Annotated in this window: 4 protein-coding genes; 2 read left to right on the top strand and 2 right to left on the bottom strand. The window is 51.7% G+C overall.

Annotated features, from left to right (window positions below):
• Positions 1-96: 96 nt before the first annotated feature.
• Together AC4FIC_RS12830 and AC4FIC_RS12825 are read right to left on the bottom strand one after the other, a co-directional pair.
• Positions 97-660, bottom strand: coding sequence for an arsenate-mycothiol transferase ArsC (locus tag AC4FIC_RS12830; RefSeq protein WP_476194169.1), 564 nt, complete (start codon positions 658-660; stop codon positions 97-99).
• Positions 661-671: 11 nt separating this feature from the next.
• Positions 672-1,811: a glycosyltransferase gene (locus AC4FIC_RS12825; protein ID WP_487778779.1), complete on the bottom strand. Its 1,140-nt coding sequence runs from the start codon at positions 1,809-1,811 to the stop codon at positions 672-674.
• A gap of 331 nt (positions 1,812-2,142) precedes the next feature.
• Between AC4FIC_RS12825 and AC4FIC_RS12820 the strand changes: the two genes are divergently transcribed.
• Positions 2,143-3,315 (top strand): carboxylate--amine ligase, encoded by a 1,173-nt coding sequence (locus AC4FIC_RS12820; protein WP_476194171.1) that lies wholly within the window; start codon positions 2,143-2,145, stop codon positions 3,313-3,315.
• 11 nt (positions 3,316-3,326) lie between these two features.
• On the top strand, positions 3,327-3,523 hold a 197-nt coding region (locus AC4FIC_RS12815; RefSeq protein WP_476194766.1), incomplete at its 3' end, for a hypothetical protein.

The following is a 3,523-nucleotide window of genomic DNA, read 5'->3' as shown; positions in this document are numbered from 1 at the left end:
CCGCAGATGCACCAAAAGGCAGGGTGTTCATGCCAAAAATAAAACCACATGGGTTTTATATTGATAAAATAAAATCGCTCTAACGTGTAGCTAGGGTTACTGCGAGACATATTCAATAAGCTTGGTTGTTTTATGCAATATTATTTTTTGACATCGAGCGAAATATGCCTCACTCGCTGAGTAGGGATCTTGAATATAGGGCAGACTCTTCGGTCCGTACAGTCCCAACAGCGTAACGGGAGCATTGAGCTTGAGTTTTTTGTATAAGGCTAAATGTTTTGGCTCCATGACCACAATCAGGTCGCCGACGTGCGGCACATAGTCGCAGGCCTTAGTGGTTCTATGGGTCCTTAGATCGATGCCCTCTTGCTCGGCAATAGCCATGGCGCGAGCATCCGCCGCATCGCCACCTCGGGTATCGAGCCCAAAGGATATCGCGCTATAGCCAACCTTTTTGGCCACGCCCTCCGCAAAGGGGCTTCTGCAGATATTACCCGAGCAGACAAATACTAACCTATGCGGCCTACCAAGTTTTTTTACATCGAAACGACCATAGCTGCCGAGTAGCATGCGCACGCCAAAATACACATATTTCACTAAACCCTGCTTTGAGCCAAAGCGACTGTTTATTTGTCTGGGGATGGCGCTCAGCATTTTCATCAACAATGACCCTACCTTAGGTTGAGCATATCAGTCTGAATTTGAGCCCTGTATTGTTCAATCATGGACGTTAGACTGAAGTCCGATGTCACCCTATCGTAGGCACTGGCCACAAAGGGTCCAATGCTTGAGGGGCCAGTGGTAGACCGTTCAAGCAGTTGCGCTATTGCACTCGAGAGTTGTCGCGGGCAGGAGGTCTCGACAAGCAGACCATCGATATCGGGGCGCAGTATTTCTTCTGGCCCGCCACATCGTGTCGCGACAATGGGCACTCGGGCGGCCATTGCCTCTAAGGTGGAAATTGAAAACCCCTCACTTTTTGAGGCCAATACAAAGACATCTAATTGAGCCAGAAATTCGGCGGTGTCCGCCATAAAACCTAAAAAATGTATATTTTTGTCTATGCCCAACTTACTCACTAAGGCATACAGACTCGATTGCAAGGGTTCCTTGGGATGGCCTGCGATGACAAAATGGACATCTAAGTTGTGCGCCAATAGCACCGCGGCAGCCTGGATAAGATTGGGATAATCCTTAGCCGGCCGAATATTGCCAATGCTGCCAACCAACTTGGCCTGTGCCGGCAAGCTCAGTTCCTGTTGCAGCCGTCCACTCCTGGCTACCTGATACTGAGCAACGTCAATACCATTGTGTATCACCACGAGCTGGTGCCGACCAAATAGCTTCCGGTCGGCCAGGTACTCAGCTAATTGGCGACTCACTGCCACCACCCTATGCAAACCTCTACGCAGCAGCCATCGTTTTAGCGCCACAAAGCGCTCATTGGGATCCACATCCACATGGCCATGCAAGGTGGCCACGACCGGTATGGCAGTCACTAGGTGCAATAAGGCAAATGTTAAAGCGGACCCGAGCAGATGGGCTTGAACAAACTTAACGTTGTGTTGTTTCATTAATCTATAGACGGCCCAATAGTAGCCAATAGAGAGCCAACCACTGGGCGCTATGATCACAAAGGGGATTTGCCGGTTTTGAAGTTGCTGTTGCAACCAACCCGGCCCCTGGATCAGGGCCAGTGTCGAGTAGCCATCGATACGCAGCGCATCGGCTAAATTGAGAAACACGGTCTCGGCACCACCGGGACCGGTGGTGTCGATAACATGCAAAATAGTTGGCTTGGGACTGGTCATTCCATTGATCCAGTGAAAACAATAAGGGCTAAAGCTTACGACCTGGAACCTGTAAAAGCTAATAGTGTTTGGCTTGAATTCACCGGTCATGTTATTTTTTTTCGTTTTTGTGAACCAGTTTACCTTTGCAGTCTTGGCTAAACCTCCTGAGCCTGAGGGTTGGCGTTCTTATCTGCATAGCTGTCAAATAGAACGGCCCAATAGGTTGATCACGCCTTGTCACTGTTGTGCCTTTTATTTTTTTGACGTGAGTGATCCGGTCCTCATGCCTACCCCTCCCCGGGGCAGTTTATTTGGTATACACTGCCGAGAAATTACTAGGCGATATCGAATGGATTCGAATCAGCGAACTATCTTGGTTATGGATGCCGACCAACGCAGCGCCCTCGCGGTCACCCGCGCCTTGGGATCGCATTATCGAAGCGCCCGCCTGGTCACTGCCGATGTCAGCGCCACGGCCCTCGCGGGTCGGTCAAAATACGCCAGTTGCTACCTGCGCTACCCCAGCCCTGTCGACCAGCCAGAGGCCTTTGTGTGCTGGGTCAAGGCCAACTGTCTAAACGGACAGTTCGACCTGGTGATCCCTACCACCGAGGTGACCAGTCAATTACTGCTGATAAATGCCGAGCGATTACCCGACTTGCCCATGGCCTTTGCACCCTATTCACGGGTGATGCAACTGGCCGATAAGAGTCGCTTGGTGAGATCCGCTCAAGTGCTCGGCATCCCGGTTCCACTCAGCCGATTTTACACTCGACTGGCCGAACTGGATCCGACCACTCTGGTCTATCCCGTGGTTCTAAAACCCAGCCTGTCGAAGATTTTTCTCGGCGATCGGTGGCTCAGCACGCACGTGCGAGTGTTACACTCGGCGCAGGATTTTAACCGCGTATGCCAGTCCGATCGCTACTTAGCCGAGCATCCCTTTATGCTGCAAGAATTTATCCCCGGCCAGGGCGCGGGGCTCTTTTGTCTCTACCATCAGGGTCAAGCAATACAGTTCTTTGCGCACCAACGGCTGCGCGAAAAACCGCCGGAGGGCGGCGTTAGCGTGTTGAGTCAGGCGGCTAAGGTTGACCAGCGCCTGCAGGCACATGCCAGTGCCCTGCTCTCAGCGGCGAACTGGCACGGCGTGGCCATGGTCGAATTTCGCATCGCTGAGGACGGTACGCCCTATCTGATGGAAGTGAACACTCGCTTCTGGGGCTCCTTACAATTGGCGATCGATGCGGGGGTTAATTTCCCGATGCAATTGGTGAGCGGTTTTTTCGGTGAGCCGATAGTCGCCAACAATCACTATAATGTACAACAACGTCTACGGTGGTTGATGGGCGACCTGGACAGCCTCTATATTTTTTTGAAGCGGCCCCATTCGTTTCGGGCCAAATTGAAACGCTTAGTCGACTTTGCTGCGCCCCGTTTTCGCAATCAACGATTCGAGGTCAATCGGCTCGGTGATCTGAAACCCTTTTGGCATGAGCTCCAGCACTATTTTAAGCCCTAGGGAGTTACCCGATGAGTCCAATTAAATACTGCGCTAAAGGCATGCTAACTTTCGCCGCCAGTTCTTTTGGTGAACACAATCGAGCTAATCAAGAGGCGAAACTCTGGGTGTTAATGTACCACCGCATCCTGCCTAAAGCCGATGCCCGCTATGACCTGGAAGAGCCTGGCATGGTGGTCACCCCCGAGGTATTCGCCATGCATTTGCG

This window comes from Reinekea sp., from assembly GCF_982785585.1.
Note: the sequence above shows the minus strand (reverse complement) of the source record. Positions and strands in the feature narration are given on the sequence as shown.

Bases quoted from the DNA above. Each gene is read 5' to 3' on its own strand.
- AC4FIC_RS12830 (WP_476194169.1), bottom strand. From the start codon at position 660: ATGAAAATGCTGAGCGCCATCCCCAGACAAATAAACAGTCGCTTTGGC.
- AC4FIC_RS12825 (WP_487778779.1), bottom strand. From the start codon at position 1,811: ATGACCAGTCCCAAGCCAACTATTTTGCATGTTATCGACACCACCGGT.
- AC4FIC_RS12820 (WP_476194171.1), top strand. From the start codon at position 2,143: ATGGATTCGAATCAGCGAACTATCTTGGTTATGGATGCCGACCAACGC.